Origin of the sequence: Streptomyces tanashiensis (assembly GCF_014648895.1) — a bacterium.
Classification (GTDB): domain Bacteria; phylum Actinomycetota; class Actinomycetes; order Streptomycetales; family Streptomycetaceae; genus Streptomyces; species Streptomyces tanashiensis.
Map to the genome: position 1 here is coordinate 250675 of NZ_BMRZ01000010.1, position 18502 is coordinate 269176.

An 18502-nucleotide genomic window follows, 5' to 3' on the forward strand; every position below is an offset into this window, starting at 1 on the left:
CACCCCGGGGGGACGCCGGGCCCGTGACCGTACGCCGACGCTGACCGGGTGAATCAGGACGTACTCGATCTCGCGCGGCTGCAGTTCGCCCTCACCGCGGGCGGCCACTTCCTCTTCGTCGCCCTCACCCTGGGGCTCGCGACCGTCGTGGCCGTGCTCCAGACCAGGGCGACGTTCAGCCGTGAGCCGCTGCACGCGCGCATGGTGCGGTTCTGGGGCCAGCTGTACGTGATCAACTACGCGGTCGGGATCGTCACCGGCCTCGTGATGGAGTTCCAGTTCGGCATGGCGTGGAGCGGGCTCACCCACGAGGCGGGCAACATCCTCGGGGCCTCGCTCGCCGTCGAGACGATCGTGGCCTTCTTCGTCGAGTCGACCTTCCTCGGTCTGTGGATCTTCGGCTGGAACCGGCTCAACCGCTGGGCCCACCTGGCCGCGATCTGGATCGTGGTCCTGACCGCCTACGTCTCGGCGTATTGGATCCTCGTCTCCAACGGCTTCCTCAACCATCCCGTGGGGTACGCCTCCGAGGGCGGCGAGCTGGTCCTCGACGACCCGGTCGCCGTCCTCACCAACCCCTCCGCGCTGCTCGCCTTCGGCCACGTCCTGGCGGGCGCGCTGCTGACCGCCGGCTTCTTCATGGCCGGGGTGAGCGCGTACCACCTGTTCCGGCGCACCCCGGAGTGGGAGTTCTTCGGCCGCAGCCTGCGCATCGGGATCTTCCTGTCGGCGCCCGCGCTGATGGCCGCGGCCGTCTTCGGCGGACTCCAGTTCGGCACCCTCACCACCTTCCAGCCCATGAAGTCGGCCGTCTTCAGCGGAAAGGCGGCCGAGATCGCGCGGATCCAGGCGGAGATGACGGACCGCTTCGGGCCGGGCGACTACGTGCCCTCGGAGGCGTGGACCCGGGGCGGCGGTCTGGTGATGCTCATCAGCTTCGCGCTGATGATGTACCTGTGCTTCGCCGGGGTGATCCTGGCCTGCTTCAAGAAGGTCGTGTTCCGGTTCCGGCTCTGGCACCTCGTCCTGATGGCGGCCGTGCCGCTGCCGTACCTCGCGATGATCGGCGGCTGGGTCTTCCGGGAGGCGGGACGGCAGCCGTGGGTGGTCTACGGCCTCCTCAGGACGGAGGACGCGGTCTCGGACCTCTCCCCCGGCACCATGCGTCTCTCCCTCACCGTCTTCACCACGGTCTTCGCGCTGCTCGCCCTCCTCAACGCCTGGCTCCTCGCCCGGCACGCCCGCCGCGGCCCCGTCGAGTCCGGCCTCGGCCACGACGAACGTCCGGACGCCGCCGCCGGCGGGGAGGGAGGAGCCCCGCCGGCGGACCCGGCGGACGCGCTGCCCGCTCCCCGCTACTGAACCGCCCGTACCGACCAAGCCCGAGGAGCCTCCGTGGAGACCCTGGCCATCGCCCTGCTCGCCTTCTTCACCGTGGGCTGGTTCGTCCTCGCCGGCGCGGACATCGGCACCGGCATGCTCGCCCTCTGGCTCGGCCGGAACGACCGTGAGCGGCGCCTCGTCCTCGCCTCCTTCGCCCCCTTCTTCCTGGGCAACGAGGTCTGGCTGGTCGCCGCGGCGGGTGTCCTCGTCGGCTGCTTCCCCGCCCTCGAAGGGGAGCTCCTGAGCGGCCGGCTCCCGGTTCTCGTGGCCCTCCTCACCGGCTGGATCCTCCGGGACGCCGGACTGTGGTCGCGCGGCCGGGGCCCCGGGTCCCGCTGGCGGGCGGGCTGCGACGCCGCCGTGGCTGGCGGCAGCTGGATCGTCGCGCTCTCCTGGGGGTGGCTGCTCGCGGCCCCGCTGACCGGGCGCCCGTACGCCCCGGCGACGGGCCCCACGGCGGTGCTCACCGCGCTCGCCGTGGCCGCGCTGTTCGCCGCGCACGGGCTCGGGTTCGCCGCGCTGCGCCTCACGGGTGTGCCGTACGAGCGGGCCCGCCGGCTCGTGGGGCGCGCCGGGCGCCCCTGGCAGTCCTTCGCGCTCACCGGCGTCCTGCTCGCGGCGCTGCCGCTCTGGGCGGGCAGCGCGCTGCCGCTGGCGGGGCGGACGGCCTCGCCGGCCACGCTCGGCCTGCTGGTGCCGGCCCTGCTCGTCGTCACCCCGCCGCTCGTGGCCGTCCAGGCATGGATCTGGCACGCCTTCCGGCACCGGGTGACCGGCCCTTCGTACCTCTGACCGGCCTCGTATCTCCGACCGGCCCGGCTCACCAGGCTCCCCTGCGAGGTCCGGTCAGGACTCCTTCTTGTGGTGCAGCGCCTTCTGCAGCCGGGCCACGACCGCCTCGCCGTACCTCCGGTGGCCGTGGACGCGCGGGTCGTCCGTCACGTCGTACCGCTTCACGTACGCGCCGAGGAAGGCCTGGAGGGTGGCGACGGCCGGAATCGCGATCAGCGCGCCGACGGCCCCGAGCAGCGCGGTGCCCGCGATGACCGAGCCGAAGGCCACCGCCGGGTGGATGTCCACGGTCTTCGAGGTGAGCTTCGGCTGGAGCACGTAGTTCTCGAACTGCTGGTACACCACGACGAAACCGAGCACCCACAGCGCGTACCAGGGGTTGACCGTGAAGGCGATCAGCATCGGCAGGGCGCCGGCCAGGTAGGTGCCGATGGTCGGGATGAACTGCGAGACCAGGCCGACCCACACGGCGAGCGCCGGGGCGTACGGCACGCCCAGGATCTCGAAGAGCACGAAGTGCGCGATGCCCGAGATGAGGGCCATCAGGCCGCGCGAGTAGAGGTAGCCGCCGGTCTTGTCGACGGCGATCTCCCACGCCCGCAGGACCTCGGTCTGGCGGGCCGGCGGCAGGACGGAGCACAGCGAGCGCCGCAGCCGGGGGCCGTCGGCCGCGAAGTAGAACGAGAACAGGAAGATCGTGAGGAGCCGGAAGAGTCCGCCGAGGACGGTGGCGGAGACGTCGAGGACGCCGGAGGCGCTGTTCTGCACGTACTTCTGCAGCCAGTCCGAGCTCAGGACGCTGTCCTGGACCTCGACGCGCGAGAGGTCCGTGTGGAAGTTCTGGTTGATCCAGTTGATCAGTGAGTCGAGGTACTTCGGGAAGTTCTCGACCATGTCCACGATCTGCCCGGCCAGCATCGAGCCGAGGAGGACGACGAAGCCGACGCCGAAGACGGTGACGGCGAAGAAGACGAGGAACGTGGCGAGGCCGCGGCGCATCCCGCGCGCCGCCATGCGCCCGACCGCCGGCTCGATCGCGAGGGCGAGGAAGAAGGCGAGCAGGATGTTGACGAGGAGGCCGACGAGCTGGTGGAAGGCCCAGTTGCCCAGTTGGAAGACGGCGTAGAGCGCGAGGGCGAGCACGAGCGCGCGGGGCAGCCAGCGCGGCATCCGCGCGGCCCCGGCGGGCGTGCCGACGGCAGGGTCCGGCCGGGCCGGCGCGTCCGAGGGCGCGGCTGCCGGAGCGGCGGGCTCGGCCGCCGTGACGCTCCCTGCGGCCCCCTCGCCCGGTCCGGCGGCCGGGACCGGAGCCTGAGCCGGCACCGGGGCCTGGGCCGGGGAACCCGCTTCCGGTCCGGCCGGCGGAGCCGGAGCCGCGGAAGCCGTCGTGTCGGGCTCGTCGGGCACATCGTTCGGTTCGGGCTTGTCGGTGTCGTCAGTCGGGGCCACCCCGCCAGTCTCGCGCACCGCCCGGACATTCCACCCGGGACCCCGCACATCCCCGCCAGTCACCCCGCGGTACGCCTTCCGGTCACCGCTTGTCGGCCGGTACGTCGACGGCGGCGCAGACGGCACGCCACACGTCCTTCGCCTCCCAGCCGGCGTCCAGCGCCTCCCGCACCGTCCGGCCCCCGAGCTCCGCCATCACATGATCGCGCGCGAAGGACTCGGCGTAGGACGCACCGAAGTGGTCGGCCATCCGTTCCCAGAAAATCGTCAACCGCATGACCCCAGTATCCCGCTCCCAAGAGTGCAGCCCGCCCCGCAGACCTTGTCACCGCGCTTTTCCGCCCTACGGTCGGACCATGGCCGAAAAACCCCTCCCCTCCGCGCCCACGACTCCCCTGGCGCGCGCCGAGCGTTTCATCTGGCTGACGGCCCGCGTCCTCGAACAGCGCCGGTTCGCCTACCACTTCCTGCGCGGTGGCGCGGACCAGGTCGAGACGGCCCTCATGGCGTACCTCAACGAGGACGGCGGCTACGGACACGCGCTGGAACCGGACCTGCGCGGCCCGGTGAGCCAGCCGCTGCACACCGCGCACGGGCTGCGGGTCCTGGACTCCATCGGCCGCTGCGGCGGCATGCGCGTGGAGCGGATCTGCCGCTACCTCACGGAGGTGTCCACGCACGAGGGAGCCCTCCCGGCGATCCACCCGTCCCAGCGCGGCTACCCCTCGGCGCCCTTCGTCCCGGTCGACGACTCCCCGCCGAGCGCGCTGCTCTCGACCGGCCCGGTGGTCGGCGTGCTGCACCGGAACCAGGTGTGGCACGCGTGGCTCTTCCGGGCCACCGAGTTCTGCTGGACGGCCGTGGAGTCGCTGGAGAAGTCCCATCCGTACGAGATCCAGGCGGCCGTCGCCTTCCTCGACGGGGCTCCCGACCGGTCGCGCGCGGAGGCGGCCGCCGACCGGCTGGGACGGCTCGTCCGTGAGCAGGGGCTCGTCGTGCTGGATCCCGGCGGGCCGGACGGCCACCCGGTCGCGGACGGGTACGCGCCCGGTGAGCACCACTTTCCGCACGACTACGCGCGCGTGCCGGACTCGCTGGCCGGGCGCTGGTTCACGCACGAGGAGATGGCGCGCTCGCTCGACCGGCTCGAGGCCGACCAGCAGGAGGACGGCGGCTGGCCGATCCGGTGGCGCGCCTGGGCGCCCGGCTCGGCCCTGGAGTGGCGCCCGATCGTCACCGTGGAGGCGCTGCGGACCCTCCGCGCGCACGGCCGCGCCATCGACTGACCCGCACCCGGCTGCTCCCTGTGCCTCGGGGGCCTCGCGCACCCGGCGGCCTTCCTACGCCTCCGGGGCCTCGCGCAGCAGCAGCGCCGCGAGGGCGGTGGCCGTGCCCCTCGGTGTCGCCAGGTCGATGCCGGTCCGCTCCGCGGTGCGGGCGAGCCGGTTGTCGACGGTGTTGGGGTGCAGCCCGAGCGCGGCGGCCGTGGCACGCCGGTCCTGGCCGTGCGCGAGGTGGACGCGGAGGGTCTCCAGGAGCTCCGGCCGGCCGGCGACGGGGTCGAGGAGGGCCGCGATCCGCCGGCCGCTCTCCCCGGGGCGGGACAGGTGGTACTCCAGGAGCACGTCGTCGAGCCGGTGCAGTCCCGGCGGCAGCCCGCACCCGGCGGCGACCCGCAGGACCTCTCCGGCGGTCCGGGAGGCCTCCGGCACCTCCTCCGGTCCCCCGGCGGGCACGACGGCGACCCGCAGCGTGGTGCCCGCGGCGCGGGAGAGCCGCTCCGCCAGGTCCTCGGGCGGCTCGGCGGCACCGGGTACGAGCGCGCGCCCCGGCTCCGTACCCGTGTCGATGAGGGCGGGCACCTCCGCGCCGAAGCTGTGGTCGAGCGCCGTCTGCACGCGGCGCAGCCGCCGCCGGGCCGCCACCTCGCCCTCGTCGGGCGGGGCGACGGCGCCGACGGCGAGCACGAGACAGGGACCGTCGAGGCCGAACGGGGCCGCCGCGAGCCGGGCCGGGGGCAGGGTCCCGTCGAGGAGCCCGCGCAGCAGGGAGCGGCGCTGGGCCCGCCGCTCGGTCTCCAGGGCGGACCGCTCGTCGAGATAGGTCTCGGCGACGGCGCCGACGATGCCCGGCTGGGACGCGAAGAGCAGATCGGCGAGCTCGACGAGGGCCGCCTCCTCCCCGGGCAGGGCCGCCTCGCGCAGCGCCCGCCAGAGCATGTGCGCGCCGAGGCTGTGGCTGCGGAGGAGCAGGTGGAGCGGCATCCCCTCCTCGGCGCGCTGCGCGGCCCGCTCGCGGAACAGCCGCATGTCGCCGGCTTCCCGCGCCCCGGGCGCGAGGGCGCTGCGGAGGAAGAGCCGTACCCCGTGGCGTACGGTCGCCGCGATCTCGACGTCCTTCATCTCGTCGGGCAGCCGGTCGTAGCCGGGCAGCCGGGCGAAGGAGTCCCTGGTCATCCGGCGCGCGAGCTCGTTGACCCGGGCCTCGCAGCGCAGTGCGAGCGCCCGGGCCGCCTCGGAGACCTCCTGCACGGCCGCTCCTCTCCTCCACATGCCAGGACTGTGACGGGTCACAGTACCGACCGCCGAAGGATGTGACGCCGCGGGATGTCGTGCCGCACGTGACGGGCCGAAACTCGGTGCCCAGGCGTTCCGCCGCACCGCACCGAAGGAGCCGCTGGTATGACCGAGCACACCCCTCTGACGTATCTCGACTACACCGACCGGGTGTGGCGGGGCGAGGAGACCCTGCTGCCGCATCTCACGGGGGCGTTCACCTCGGACGAGCTGGTCCGGATCCGTGACCGGATCGGCTTCTTCCCCGCCTTCGCCAACGTGGCCGTCTTCGACAGCGGCGCGGGGCTCGTCCTGGTGGACTCCGGCGACGTGCGCACGGCGGGGCTGCTGCACTCGGCCGTCCGCTCCTTCAGCCAGGACCCGGTGCGGTCGGTCGTCTTCACGCACGGCCATGTCGACCACGTCTTCGGGGTGGCGCCCTTCGACGCCGAACCGGTCCGCCCGGAGGTGATCGCACACGAGGCGGTGGCCGCCCGCTTCGACCGGTACGTGGAGACCGCCGGCTACAACGCCTGGATCAACCGGCGCCAGTTCGGCGTGCCGGGTCTGGAGTGGCCCACCGAGTACCGCCGCCCGGACACGACGTACCGCGACCGGTTGACGGTCCGTCACGGCGAATTGACGTTCGAGCTGTTCCACGCGCGCGGGGAGACGGACGACCACACGTACGTGTGGGTGCCGGAGCTCAAGACCCTCTGCACGGGCGACCTCTTCATCTGGAACTCCCCCAACGCGGGCAACCCGCAGAAGGTGCAGCGGTACCCGGAGGAGTGGGCGCGGGCGCTGCGCGCCATGGGCGAGCTGGGCGCCGAGGTCCTGCTGCCCGGCCACGGCATCCCGATCGTCGGCGCGGACCGGGCGGCTCGCGCGCTCGACGACACGGCGGCCCTGCTGGAGTCCCTGTGCGCGCAGACCCGGGAGCTGATGAACGCGGGGCTGCGTCTCGACGCCGTCATCCACGGGGTGAAGGTCCCGGAGGAGCTGCTCGCGAAGCCGTACCTCCACCCGGCCTACGACGAGCCGGAGTTCGTCGTCCGGAACCTGTGGCGGCTGTGGGGCGGCTGGTACGACCAGAACCCGGCCCACCTGAAGCCGGCGCCGGAGACGGCCGTCGCGGCGGAGCTCGCGGACGCGGCGGGCGGCGCGCTCGTCCTCGCCGGGCGGGCGGCCAGGCTCCTCGACGAGGGCGATCTGCGTCTGGCCTCGCACCTGGCGGAGACGGCGGCCCTCGCCGCCCCGGCGGACGCCGAGGTGGCCCGGATCCGGGCCCGGGTGTACGAGACGCGGGCCGGCCGCGAGACGTCGACGATGGCGCGCGGGGTCTTCCACTGGGCGGCGGCGGAGTCCGCGGCGGTGGCGGAGGGCACGGACCTCACCACGGAGCTGACCCGCTCCGCCGCGGGCCGCGAGCGGGCCGCCGGGGCGATCAGCGTGGGCGTCGTCGCCGACGAGGACTCGTGCTGCGGATGAGCGGGGCGGGGGGCGGGCCGGAAGCCGGGGCCCTGAGCACGGCGACGGTCCGTACGGCCGGGAGGCACGGCGCCTGGGGGACGACCTGGCTGCTGCTCGCGTTCATGCTGGTCAACTTCGCGGACAAGGCCGTCCTCGGCCTCGCCGGGCCGGACATCATGCGTGAGTTCGGCATCTCCCGGCAGGAGTTCGGGGTGGCGCAGGCGGCGTTCTTCGCCCTGTTCTCGGTGTCGGCGCTCGCCGTGTCCGCCCTGACCCGGAAGGTACGGACGTCCGTCCTGCTGCTCGGGATGGCGCTGCTGTGGTCGGTGGCCCAGCTGCCGATGGTGTGGGCCGCCGCCGGGTTCGGGACGCTGGTCCTCACCCGGGTGCTGCTCGGCGCGGCCGAGGGCCCGGCGGCCCCGGTCGCCGTCCACCACCTGCACGGCTGGTTCGGCCAGCGCGACCGGAATCTGCCGACGGCGGTCCTGATGGTCGGCGCCGCGGCCGGGGTCGCGGTCGCCGCACCCGCCCTGTCCGCGGTGATAGCGGGGTGGGGCTGGCGCTGGGCCTTCGGCGCGGTCGGCATGATCGGCCTGGTGTGGGCGGCCGTCTGGCGCCGGTACGGCTCCGAGGGCCCGCTCGCACCCCCGGTGGGCGGGGCGCGGGGCCGGGAGGACGCGGAGGTACCGGAGGTCCCGCTGCGCCGGGTCCTGCTGAGCGGCACGTTCCTGACGGCGTGCGCGGGCTCGTTCGCCGCGTACTGGCTGATGAGCTCGAAGCTGACCTGGCTGCCGGACTATCTGGAGACGGTCCTCGGCTGGGACGCGCACCGGGCCGGCCTGATGGTCGGCGCGGGGGCCGTCGCCAACGGCGTGGTCCTGCTGGTCCACGGCGTGGTCGCCCAGCGGGCGGCCCGGCGCGGCAGGCCGGGACGGCTGCCGGCGGGCGCGGGCGCGGGGGTGCTGCTCCTGCTCTCCGCGGCGGCCGTGACGGTCTTCGCGACGGCGGGGGCGGACTGGCTGCGGGTGCCGATGATGTTCGGCCCGATGGCGCTGGCCCTGCCGATGATGACGGTGGGCCAGACGGCGGTCGCCCGGATCACCCCGCCCGCGCAGCGCGGGGTGGTGCTGGGGGCTGTGGTCTGCGTCTTCGCCCTGGGCGGGGTGCTCGCGCCGCTCGTCCTCGGGGGCATCGTGGACGCGGGCGCGACGGCGGCCCGGGGGTACGAGAACGGTTGGCTGTTCACGGCCGGTCTGCTGGCGGTCGCGGGCGCCCTGACGACCCTGTTCCTGCGCCCGGAACGGGACGCGGAGCGCCTGGGCGTCCCGGAGACCCCGCCGGTGGGGGTGCCGGTGGCGCACTGAGGGGTGACGGTACGGGGCCGGTGAGCACACCGGCCCCGTGCACGGCTCTCGCCACCGGCACCCGGCACCCGGCACCCGGCACCCGCCCAGTACAGGCCCGCCCGCCGCCGGCACCGACCTCGTACGGCCGCCCTGGCCTCACCAGCCCAGGGCCCGGACCCCCGCCGTGACGGCGACGGCCGCGCCCACCACGACCAGGAACGGCGCGCGCAGGACGAGCGCGACGGCGGCCGCGGCGAGCCCGGCGGCCCGGGCGTCCAGGACGAGGGCGTCACCCGCGCTGAAGGTCTGCTGCGCGGTGAGCGCGGCGAGCAGGGCGACGGGGAGCAGGGCGGCGAGCCGCTGGACGAGCGGGCGTTCCAGCGCTCCGGCGGGCACGAGCAGGCCGGCCAGTTTGACGAGGTAGCACCCGCCCGCGGTGAGGGCGATCGCGATCCAGACGTTCATCGGGAGTCCTTCTCTCGTCCGGTGGGGGCCGTGCGCCTGCCCTGGGCCCAGAGCACGGCGGGGGCGGCGAGGGCGGCTGCCAGGACCGGGACGCCGGCGGGCAGGACGGGCAGCAGCCCGAGGCCGAGCAGGACGGCGATCCCGGCGGTGGCGCGCTCGGTCGCCGACTTCAGCATGGGGGCGAGCAGGGCCAGGAAGACGGCCGGTCCCGCGGCGTCGAGCCCCCAGGCCGCGGTGTCACCGATGGCCTCGGCACCGAGCGCCCCGAGGAACGTCGTCAGGTTCCACAGGACGTACAGGGTGAGGCCGGTGGCGGTGAAGCCGATCCGGGCGGCCCGGCGGGAGGGCTGGGCCAGCGCGACGGCCGTGGTCTCGTCGATCACCCAGTGGGCGGCGAAGGGCCGGACGGCCTTCGGCAGGGCGAGGAGCTGGGAGAGCCGCAGCCCGTAGAAGGCGTTGCGGGTGCCCAGGAAGAAGGCGCCCGCGGCGGCCGTGAAGGGGTTGCCGCCCGCGGCGAGCGCGCCGACGAGCGCGAACTGCGAGGCGCCGGTGAAGACGAGCAGGCTGAGGACGCAGGTCTGCAGGATGCTGAGGCCGGAGCCCGCCGAGGTCACGCCGAAGGCGAAGCCGGATAGACCGACGGCGACGCCGACGCCGAGCGCGTCGCGGACGACGGCCGCGTCGGGCTTGGCCGGGGTGCCGTCGCGTATGACGGGAGGTGCTGTCTGTTCTGCCACGTCAGAGACGTTACGGGGTGGGTTCCGGTCCGGTCTTGTACGTTCTTGCGCCGCCCTGTGGGCGCTTCTACCGCGGCCGTCCCGCGCCCCGCGCGCGCTGATAGGCCCCCGGCGGCACCCCGACGCTGCGGGTGAAGTGCCGGCTGAGGTGCGACTGGTCGGTGAAGCCGACGGCGGCGGCCGCCTCCGCAGGGGGCGTCCCCGCGTCGAGGAGCTGCCGGGCCCGACGCACGCGCGCGTCGGTCAGCCAGGTGTGCGGCGGCATCCCGTACGCGTCGCGGAAGGCGCGGAGCAGGGCGAACGGGCTGGTGCCGAGGTCGGAGGCGAGCCGCTCCAGGGTCGGCGGCTCGGCCATCCCGGACTCCAGGACGTCCCGCGCGCGTGCCGCGTTCCGTGCGCCGGCCGAGCGGGGCGGGAGCGGGGTGACGAGACCGCCGTGGCTGCGCAGCATCCGGGCGGTGACCAGGCGCAGGAGGCTGTCCGCGGCGAGCGCGTTCCCCTCCTCGGCGGCCCGGTGGACACCGATGACGAGCCGCGCGGCGTAGGGGTCGTCGACGACGGGCGAGGTGAAGCCGGCGGCGCCGCGCAGGGAGAGGGTGTCGGCGGCGATCGACCGGACGATCTCCGCGTCCGGGTAGATCGTCCGGTAGGTCCAGCCCTCGGGCACGCCCGCGTGCCCGGTGTGCGGGGTGTCCGGGTTGACCAGGGCGATCTGTCCGGGCCCGGCCTGGACGAGCTGGTCGCGGTAGTGGAAGGCCTCGACGCCCTCGGTGATCGCGGCGAAGACGAAGGTCTCGTGGGTGTGCCGGGCGAAGGCCTTGCGGATGTAGTGGGCGTGCAGCAGGTCGACCCCGGGCAGCTCGGCGTACTGCCAGTAGTGTGCCCGCTCCCCGCTCTCTCCGTGCCTCGCCGTTCCCCTCGCCATTCCCCCATTCTGCGCTCCGTCGCCGCCCCACGACGATCGGGATTCCCCAGGTCCGGACGGTTGTCAGTGGTCGGGTGCACGATGGGGGGCATGGTCAGGTCCGCGCTCGACTCGTTCTCCCCCGCGACCCGTGGTTGGTTCACCGGGGCCTTCACCGCGCCCACGGCGGCGCAGGAGGGCGCCTGGAAGGCCATCGGCGCGGGCTCCGACGTGCTCGTCGTCGCGCCGACCGGCTCGGGCAAGACCCTGGCGGCCTTCCTCGCCTCCCTGGACCGGCTCGCGTCCTCTCCGCCGCCCGCCGAGGCGAAGAAGCGCTGCCGCGTGCTGTACGTGTCGCCGCTGAAGGCCCTCGCCGTGGACGTCGAGCGGAACCTGCGCTCGCCGCTGACCGGCATCCGGCAGGAGTCGGTGCGGCTCGGCCTGCCCGAGCCGGACGTCCGGGTCGGGATCCGGTCCGGGGACACCCCGCCGGCCGAGCGCCGGGCGCTCGCGACGCGGCCGCCGGACATCCTGATCACCACCCCCGAGTCCCTGTTCCTGATGCTGACCTCCGCCACGCGCGAGGCCCTGTCGGGCGTGGAGACGGTCATCCTGGACGAGGTGCACGCGGTCGCGGGCACGAAGCGGGGCGCGCACCTGGCGCTCTCCCTGGAGCGGCTCGACGAGCTGCTGCCCCGCCCGGCGCGCCGGATCGGCCTGTCGGCCACGGTCCGCCCGGTCGACGAGGTGGCCCGCTATCTCTCCCCGGGTCGGGCCGTGGAGATCGTGCAGCCGCCGTCGGGCAAGGAGTTCGACCTCTCCGTCGTCGTCCCCGTCGAGGACATGGGCGAGCTGGGCGGCTCCCCCGCGTCCGAGGGCAAGGACGGCGGGGACAAGCCGTCGATCTGGCCGCACGTCGAGGAGCGGATCGCCGACCTCGTCCAGTCCCACCGCTCCACGATCGTCTTCGCGAACTCGCGGCGGCTCGCCGAGCGCCTGTGCAACCGGCTCAACGAGATCGCGTACGAGCGGGCCACCGGCGAGCCGCTCCCCGAGGGGGCTCCCCCGGCCCAGGTCATGGCCCAGTCCGGGGCGGCTCAGGGCGCCCCGCCGCTCCTCGCCCGGGCCCACCACGGTTCGGTGTCGAAGGAGCAGCGCGCCCAGGTGGAGGAGGACCTGAAGGCGGGCCGGCTGCCCGCCGTGGTGGCCACCTCCAGCCTGGAGCTGGGCATCGACATGGGCGCGGTCGACCTGGTCGTCCAGGTCGAGTCGCCGCCCTCGGTGGCCTCCGGCCTCCAGCGCGTGGGCCGCGCGGGCCACCAGGTGGGAGCGGTCTCCACGGGCGTGGTCTTCCCCAAGTACCGGGGTGACCTCGTCCAGGCGGCGGTCGTCACCGAGCGGATGCGTTCCGGTGCGATCGAGTCCATGCGGATCCCGGCGAACCCGCTGGACGTCCTCGCTCAGCAGCTGGTCGCGATGGTCGCGCTCGACACCTGGCAGGTGGACGACCTGCTCGCGGTGGTGCGCCGCGCGGCCCCGTTCTCGTCACTGCCGGAGTCGGCGTTCACCGGCGTACTGGACATGCTGGCCGGCCGCTATCCGTCGGACGCCTTCGCCGAGCTGCGCCCGCGCGTGGTCTGGGACCGGGTCGCCGGGACGGTGACGGGACGGCCGGGTGCGCAGCGGCTCGCCGTCACCTCGGGCGGCACGATCCCCGACCGCGGTCTGTTCGGAGTCTTCCTCGCGGGCTCGGACCCCAAGAAGGGCGGGGGCCGGGTCGGCGAGCTCGACGAGGAGATGGTGTACGAGTCGCGGGTCGGCGACGTCTTCACGCTCGGCACCACCTCCTGGCGCATCGAGGACATCACCCGGGACCGCGTGCTCGTCTCCCCCGCGCCCGGCGTGCCCGGCCGGCTGCCGTTCTGGAAGGGCGACCAGCTGGGCCGCCCGCTCGAACTGGGACGGGCGGTGGGCGCGTTCCTGCGCGAGGTCGGCGCCCTCGGCGACGAGGACGCGCGCCTGCGGCTGCTCGCCGCGGGCCTGGACGCCTGGGCCGCGGAGAACGTCCTCGCGTACCTCAAGGAGCAGCGCGAGGCCTGCGGGCACGTGCCGGACGACCGGACGATCCTGGTCGAGCGGTTCCGCGACGAGCTCGGGGACTGGCGGGTCGTCATCCACTCGCCGTTCGGCGCGCAGGTGCACGCCCCGTGGGCGCTGGCGCTCGGCGCGCGGCTCGCCGAGCGGTACGGCATGGACGCGCAGGTGATGCACGCGGACGACGGCATCGTGCTGCGCCTGCCGGACGCCGACCTGATGGGCCTGGACATGGGCCTGGACCTCCTCGACCACGAGCCGGTCGACCCGGGCCGGCACCTGGACACGGCGTACGACGCGGACCAGGCGCCCGTCGGCGCGGCCGACGCCCTCTTCGACAAGGGCGAGATCGGGCAGATCGTCACCGACCAGGTGGGCGGCTCCGCGTTGTTCGCCTCCCGCTTCCGCGAGTGCGCCGCCCGCGCCCTGCTGCTGCCCAAGCGCAATCCCGGCAAGCGCACCCCGCTGTGGCAGCAGCGGCAGCGCGCGGCCCAGCTCCTCCAGGTGGCGAGCGAGTTCGGCTCGTTCCCGATCGTCCTGGAGGCCGTCCGCGAGTGCCTCCAGGACGTCTTCGACCTCCCCGGCCTGACGGAGCTGATGGGGGACATCGAGGCCCGCCGGGTCCGGCTCGTCGAGGTCACCACCCCCGAGCCGTCGCCCTTCGCCCGCTCGCTGCTCTTCGGGTACGTGGCGCAGTTCCTGTACGAGGGCGACTCCCCGCTCGCCGAGCGGCGGGCGGCCGCGCTGTCCCTGGACTCCCGGCTGCTCGCGGAGCTCCTCGGCCAGGCCGAGCTGCGCGAGCTCCTCGACCCCGAGGTCCTCACGGAGCTGGAGCGGGAGCTCCAGTGGCTGACCGAGGACCGCCGGATCAAGGACGTGGAGGGCGTCGCCGACCTGCTGCGGGTCCTGGGCCCGCTGACGGACGCGGAGCTGGCCGAGCGCGGCGCCGAGCCGGGCTGGGCGCCCGAGCTGGGGGCGGCCCGCCGCGCGATCCGGGTGCGGATCGGCGGCCGGGACCACTGGGCCGCGATCGAGGACGCGGGCCGGCTCCGGGACGCCCTGGGCACGGCCCTGCCGGTCGGCGTGCCCGAGGCCTTCACCGAGCCGGTCAAGGATCCGCTGGGCGACCTGCTCGCGCGCTTCTCCCGCACGCACGGCCCGTTCACCTCCTCCCAGGCCGCCGCCCGTTTCGGTCTCGGCGCGGCCGTCACCGACGGCGCCCTCCAGCGCCTCTCCGCCTCGGGCAGGGTCGTCCAGGGCGAGTTCCACCCCTCCGGCATCGGCCAGGAGTGGTGCGACGCGACGGTCCTGCGCCGGCTGCGGCGCCGTTCCCTGGCGGCCCTGCGCCACGAGCTGGAGCCGGTGCCGCCGGCGGCCCTTGCCACCTTCCTGCCGCAGTGGCAGCACCTGGGAAGCAGCAGCCTGCGCGGCATCGACGGCCTCGCGCGCGCGATCGAGCAGCTCCAGGGCGCACCGGTCCCGGCCTCGGCCCTGGAGAAGCTGATCCTGCCGTCCCGGGTCCGCGACTACTCCCCGGCGCTCCTGGACGAGCTGACGACCACCGGCGAGGTCGTCTGGGCGGGTGCGGGTTCGCTGCCCGGCAAGGACGGCTGGGTCTCGCTCTATCTGGCGGACGCGGCCCCCCTGCTGCTCCCGCCCCCGCACCCCCTGGAACTGTCCGCGCTGCACGAGTCCGTCCTCACGGTCCTCTCCGGCGGGTACGGCCTGTTCTTCCGGCAGATCGCCGACCAGATCCGGGCCACCACCCACCCGGACGCCACCGACCCGCAGCTCGCCGACGCCCTCTGGGACCTGGCCTGGTCGGGCCGGCTCACCAACGACACCCTGGCCCCGCTGCGCGCGCTCCTCGGTTCGGGCCGCACGGCGGGCTCCACCGCCCACCGCGCGCGGCGCACGGTCCCGCGCGGCCGGTACGGCACGCTGACGGCGTCGGCCCGCCCGGTGTCCCGCACGGGCCCGCCGACGGTGTCCGGCCGCTGGTCCCTCCTCCCGCCCCCCGAACCGGAGCCGACGCACCGGGCGCACGCCCTGGCCCGCACCCTCCTGGACCGGCACGGGGTGGTCACCCGGGGCGCGGTGGCCGCCGAGGGCGTGGAGGGCGGTTTCTCGGCCACGTACCGGATCCTGGCCGCCTTCGAGGACAGTGGGCAGGCCCGGCGCGGGTACGTGGTGGAGGGGCTCGGCGCGGCCCAGTTCGCGATGGACGGGGCGGTGGACCGGCTGCGGGCGGCGGCGACGGCCCGCGATCGCGGCGCCGAGGCCGCCGCCGGCCCCCGCGCCGTCGTCCTCGCCGCCGCCGACCCCGCGAACGCCTACGGCGCGGCCCTGCCCTGGCCGGAACCGCCGACGGGCGCCGGGCACAAGCCGGGCCGCAAGGCGGGCGCGATGGTGGTCCTGGTCGACGGCGAGCTCACGCTCTACATGGAGCGCGGCGGCAAGACGCTCCTCTCCTGGCCGACGGACCCGGACGATCCGGCGCTGAGAGCGGCGGCGGAGGAGCTGGCGGCGTCGGCCAAGGCGGGCGCGCTGGGCACGGTCACGGTGGAACGGATCAACGGCGCCACGTCCCTGACGTCCCCCCTGTCCCGCCCCCTGGAAGCCTCCGGCTTCCTGGCCACCCCCCGAGGCCTCCGCCTGCGGCCCTAGGAGGTGTCTTGTCGATCAGGCCGGGCTCGCGGCGCCTGGCCTGATCGACGGGACACCCCTAGAGCACCCGCGTGCGGGGTCCGGGCCCCGCACAATGGACCCGTGCCCGAAGGAGACACCGTCTGGCAGACCGCCCATCGTCTGCACACCGCACTCGCCGGTCAGGTCCTCACCCGCGCGGACCTCCGCGTGCCCCGCTTCGCGACCGCCGACCTCACCGGCCGCACGCTCCTCGACGTCACCCCGCGCGGCAAGCACCTGCTCGCCCGGATCGAGGGCGGGCTCACCCTCCACTCGCATCTGCGGATGGACGGAGCCTGGCGGGTGTACGCCACCGGGGAGCGTCCGCGCGGCGGCCCCGAGCACCAGATCCGGGCGATCCTCGGGAACGCCGAGTCCACCGCGTACGGCTACCGTCTCCCCGTCCTGGAGCTCATCCGTACCGCCGAGGAGTCCCACGCGGTGGGACATCTGGGCCCGGACCTGCTCGGCCCCGACTGGGATCCCGAGGAGGCCGTACGGCGGCTCGTCGCCGATCCCGCGCGCCCCCTCGGCGAGGCCCTCCTCGACCAGCGCAACCTGGCCGGCATCGGCAATGTGTACAAGTCGGAGCTGGCCTTCCTCGCCGCCGTCACCCCCTGGCTCCCGGTCGGCGAGCTCGCCCAGGAGGTCCCTGCCCGCCTGGTCGCCACCGCCCACCGCCTGCTGGACGCGAACAAAGACCGTCCCGACCGGCGCACCACGACCACGCGCCGCCCGGGCACCCCGCTCCACGTCTACGGCCGGGAGGGCCGTCCCTGCCTCCGCTGCGGGACCGCGATCCGCAGGGCGGAGCTCGCCGACCGCGTCACGTACTGGTGCCCGGGCTGCCAACGGGGCCTGGACGGAGAAGACGGAAACTCCCACGACAATTGACGACCCGTCAGATCCAGTCGTACGGTCCGGACATGACGACCACGACTCTTCCGGCGTACGACCTGACCGGCCGCACCGCGTTCGTCACCGGCGCCGCGAGCGGCATCGGCCGCGCCACCGCGGCGCTCCTGGCCCGGGCCGGTGCCACCGTCCACTGCGCCGACCGCGACGAGGACGGCCTGAAGGAGACCGCGGCCCTCGTCGCCCGACAGGGCGGCACCGCGCACACCCACGCCCTGGACGTCACCGACCGGCTCGCGCTGGCCGCGGCCGTCAGCGCCGCCGGCCCGCTCCACGTCATGGCCGCCATCGCCGGGATCATGCACACGAGCACGGTTCTGGAGACCCGGGACGAGGACCTCGACCGCGTCCTCGCCGTCAACTTCAAGGGCGTCCTGTACGCGTGCCAGGAAGCGGCCCGCTCGATGATCGCCTCCGGCGTGCCCGGTTCGATCGTGACGATGGCCTCGGGCGCGATGGACACCGCGAGCCCGGGCCTGCTCTGCTACAGCGTCACCAAGGCGGCCGTCGTCCAGCTGACGAAGACGCTGGCGACGGAGGCGGGCCCGCACGGCATCCGGGTCAACGCGATCGCCCCGGGCTGGATCCGCACCCCGATGACGGACCGGCACGAGCCGGCCGCACAGCAGCAGGCCGAGGCGGCGATGGTCCGTCACTCGCCGCTGGGCCGGGTCGGCGAGGCCGAGGACATCGCGCACGCGGTCCTGCACCTGGCCTCCGACGCCTCCGCGTTCACGACCGGCCAGATCCTCCGCCCCAACGGCGGCGTCGCGATGCCCTGGTGACCCTTCGGGCGACCTCCCCCGGAAGCCCCGACGCGACGACCAGCGCTCCCGGCCGTCCGGAGGCCGGGACCGCGCCCCGCCGCCGCGACGAAGCCGCCACATGCACCGGCAGCAGGCTCAAGCCCCAGCCGCCCGCGGCCACCGCTCCCTCGACCGGCCCGGTCTCCGCCGGCACGAGGAGCAGGCGCAGCACCGCCCACCACCAGAGCCCTCCGGCGGCGAGGCCGCACACGAGCAGCGCGAGCGTCACCAGCGGAACCCGTCGCCGTACCATGGCCGCCTCCTGCGGTCGACGCTAGACCGGCAGGATCACCCTGCGGGAGGGCGCACCGGAGGCAAACCCGGCGCACACGGCCCAGTCGTACGTCCCTCCCACCATGGCAGCCGCACCGGAACCCGGCATCTCCAGCCGAACGGCCCGGACCCCCCGGCATGAGAGAAGCCCCGGTCAGCGCCCCGTGAACAGGGCACCGACCGGGGCCTCGCCCCACTTCGGTTCAGGCAGCGACGACGTCCACCGCTTCCGCGGGCGCCTTGATGGTCACCCGCCCGGTGGGCACACCGGCCACCGACGTCACCGACACCGAATTGAGCATCGGGCGTACCGGCGTCGGCACCGGTTCGCTCGCCGCTGCCGACTCGGCCAGTTCGGCCAGCGACAGCTCGTCGCTCACTTCGCGCATGAGCTCGGACATCCGTACGTCCAGCGCGTCGCAGATCGCGGAGAGCAGCTCGGAGGAAGCCTCCTTCTGCCCCCGCTCCACCTCGGAGAGATAGCCGAGCGAGACTCGGGCCGACGAGGAGACTTCGCGCAGAGTACGGCCCTGGCGCTGGCGCTGCCGACGCAGCACGTCACCCAGCAGGCGACGGAGCAGAATCATCGGTGGCTCCCTCCTCGGACCGCGTAGCCGCATCC

Annotated in this window: 16 protein-coding genes; 8 read left to right on the plus strand and 8 right to left on the minus strand. The window is 74.6% G+C overall.

Going from position 1 to position 18502, the window contains the following annotated elements; all coding sequences use genetic code 11:
* Positions 1–48 precede the first annotated feature (48 nt).
* A complete protein-coding gene (locus IE237_RS27060; protein ID WP_189804728.1) occupies positions 49–1362 on the plus strand; it encodes a cytochrome ubiquinol oxidase subunit I in 1314 nt (437 codons plus the stop codon).
* 33 nt (positions 1363–1395) lie between these two features.
* Positions 1396–2175 carry a cytochrome d ubiquinol oxidase subunit II gene (locus IE237_RS27065; RefSeq protein WP_189804729.1) on the plus strand — a complete coding sequence of 260 codons (780 nt, stop codon included), beginning with the start codon at positions 1396–1398 and terminating at the stop codon, positions 2173–2175.
* A gap of 54 nt (positions 2176–2229) precedes the next feature.
* Here the strand turns inward: IE237_RS27065 and IE237_RS27070 are convergent, their stop codons facing one another.
* Positions 2230–3345, minus strand: a complete 1116-nt coding sequence (locus IE237_RS27070; protein ID WP_189804765.1) for an AI-2E family transporter — start codon at positions 3343–3345, stop codon at positions 2230–2232.
* Between the two features lie 361 nt (positions 3346–3706).
* On the minus strand, positions 3707–3901 hold the full coding sequence (locus IE237_RS27075; RefSeq protein ID WP_041662943.1) for a DUF3046 domain-containing protein: 195 nt from the start codon (positions 3899–3901) through the stop codon (positions 3707–3709).
* Positions 3902–3980: 79 nt separating this feature from the next.
* Here IE237_RS27075 and IE237_RS27080 point away from each other — a divergent pair, with 79 nt between their 5' ends.
* Positions 3981–4910, plus strand: a complete 930-nt coding sequence (locus tag IE237_RS27080) for a hypothetical protein (RefSeq protein ID WP_189804730.1) — start codon at positions 3981–3983, stop codon at positions 4908–4910.
* 54 nt (positions 4911–4964) lie between these two features.
* Here IE237_RS27080 and IE237_RS27085 read toward each other — a convergent pair whose 3' ends face one another.
* Positions 4965–6155, minus strand: coding sequence for a PucR family transcriptional regulator (locus IE237_RS27085; protein WP_229842917.1), 1191 nt, complete (start codon positions 6153–6155; stop codon positions 4965–4967).
* A gap of 150 nt (positions 6156–6305) precedes the next feature.
* Here IE237_RS27085 and IE237_RS27090 point away from each other — a divergent pair, with 150 nt between their 5' ends.
* Together IE237_RS27090 and IE237_RS27095 are read left to right on the plus strand one after the other, a co-directional pair.
* Positions 6306–7670: an alkyl sulfatase dimerization domain-containing protein gene (locus IE237_RS27090; protein WP_189804732.1), complete on the plus strand. Its 1365-nt coding sequence runs from the start codon at positions 6306–6308 to the stop codon at positions 7668–7670.
* Positions 7667–9016 (plus strand): MFS transporter, encoded by a 1350-nt coding sequence (locus IE237_RS27095; RefSeq protein WP_189804733.1) that lies wholly within the window; start codon positions 7667–7669, stop codon positions 9014–9016. Before IE237_RS27090 ends, IE237_RS27095 begins: the two co-directional genes overlap by 4 nt.
* Positions 9017–9154: 138 nt before the next feature.
* Here the strand turns inward: IE237_RS27095 and IE237_RS27100 are convergent, their stop codons facing one another.
* The 3 genes from IE237_RS27100 to IE237_RS27110 form a co-directional block, all read right to left on the minus strand.
* Positions 9155–9463: an AzlD domain-containing protein gene (locus IE237_RS27100; protein WP_189804734.1), complete on the minus strand. Its 309-nt coding sequence runs from the start codon at positions 9461–9463 to the stop codon at positions 9155–9157.
* Entirely contained in the window at positions 9460–10200 is a 741-nt protein-coding gene (locus IE237_RS27105; RefSeq protein ID WP_189804735.1) for an AzlC family ABC transporter permease, read from the minus strand. Before IE237_RS27105 ends, IE237_RS27100 begins: the two co-directional genes overlap by 4 nt.
* A gap of 67 nt (positions 10201–10267) precedes the next feature.
* Positions 10268–11125, minus strand: coding sequence for an AraC family transcriptional regulator (locus IE237_RS27110; protein ID WP_189804736.1), 858 nt, complete (start codon positions 11123–11125; stop codon positions 10268–10270).
* Between the two features lie 90 nt (positions 11126–11215).
* Here IE237_RS27110 and IE237_RS27115 point away from each other — a divergent pair, with 90 nt between their 5' ends.
* From IE237_RS27115 to IE237_RS27125, 3 genes are all read left to right on the plus strand, one after another.
* Positions 11216–15865 (plus strand): Lhr family ATP-dependent helicase, encoded by a 4650-nt coding sequence (locus IE237_RS27115; RefSeq protein WP_189804737.1) that lies wholly within the window; start codon positions 11216–11218, stop codon positions 15863–15865.
* A gap of 102 nt (positions 15866–15967) precedes the next feature.
* Complete coding sequence (locus IE237_RS27120) at positions 15968–16780, plus strand: DNA-formamidopyrimidine glycosylase family protein (RefSeq protein ID WP_189804738.1); 813 nt, start codon at positions 15968–15970, stop codon at positions 16778–16780.
* Positions 16781–16812: 32 nt separating this feature from the next.
* Positions 16813–17586, plus strand: coding sequence for an SDR family NAD(P)-dependent oxidoreductase (locus IE237_RS27125; protein WP_189804739.1), 774 nt, complete (start codon positions 16813–16815; stop codon positions 17584–17586).
* Here the strand turns inward: IE237_RS27125 and IE237_RS40905 are convergent.
* Positions 17534–17860, minus strand: coding sequence for a hypothetical protein (locus IE237_RS40905; RefSeq protein WP_229842918.1), 327 nt, complete (start codon positions 17858–17860; stop codon positions 17534–17536). The two genes, IE237_RS27125 and IE237_RS40905, sit on opposite strands and share 53 nt — an antisense overlap.
* A gap of 223 nt (positions 17861–18083) precedes the next feature.
* Positions 18084–18467 (minus strand): helix-turn-helix domain-containing protein, encoded by a 384-nt coding sequence (locus IE237_RS27130; protein ID WP_024758922.1) that lies wholly within the window; start codon positions 18465–18467, stop codon positions 18084–18086.
* Positions 18468–18502 lie beyond the last annotated feature (35 nt).